General features: G+C 69.8%; 1 protein-coding gene. It reads left to right on the top strand.

Annotated elements, in window-relative coordinates:
- On the top strand, positions 1 to 640 hold a 640-nt coding region (gene cobA, locus EOA27_RS39100), incomplete at both ends, for a uroporphyrinogen-III C-methyltransferase (RefSeq protein WP_127259035.1).

Genomic DNA, 640 nt, shown 5'->3' with positions numbered 1-640 from the left:
GACCACGCCCAGGCGCATGGCGCGGCGCTCGAACTCCTGAGCGTGGATGCGCCGGCCGGGGGCCATATCGCGCTGGTCGGCGCCGGTCCGGGCGCGGAGGACCTGTTGACGCTGCGCGCGCACCGCCTGCTGATGGAAGCCGATGCCATCGTCTATGATGCGCTGGTGCCGGAGGCGATCGTCGCCATGGGCCGCCGCGATGCGGAGCGCCTACCGGTCGGCAAGCGCAAGGGCTGCCATTCCAAAAGCCAGGAAGAAATCAACGCGCTGCTGATCGAACTCGGCCAAGCCGGCAAGCGCGTGGTGCGGCTGAAGTCAGGCGATCCGCTGGTGTTCGGCCGGGCCGGCGAGGAGATGGCGGCGCTGCGCGAGGCCGGCATCGCCTATGAGGTGGTTCCGGGCGTCACCGCCGCCTTCGCCGCCGCTGCCGATTTCGAGTTGCCGCTGACGTTGCGCGGTGTCTCGTCCTCGATGGTGTTCACCACCGGACACGACCTCAAGGGCAACTCGCTGCCCGATTGGGCCAAGCTCGCCATCTCGGGCGCGACCGTCGCCGTCTATATGGGTCGCTCGGTCGCGGCCGAAGTCGCTGGACGGCTGATCGAGGCGGGGCTGTCGCCGGACACGGCTGTCGCCGTCG

This window comes from Mesorhizobium sp. M2A.F.Ca.ET.037.01.1.1, assembly GCF_003998075.1.
Classification (GTDB): Bacteria; Pseudomonadota; Alphaproteobacteria; order Rhizobiales; family Rhizobiaceae; genus Mesorhizobium.
The sequence above is the reverse complement of the archived record's forward strand: the minus strand, read 5'-3'. Positions and strand labels throughout refer to the sequence as shown.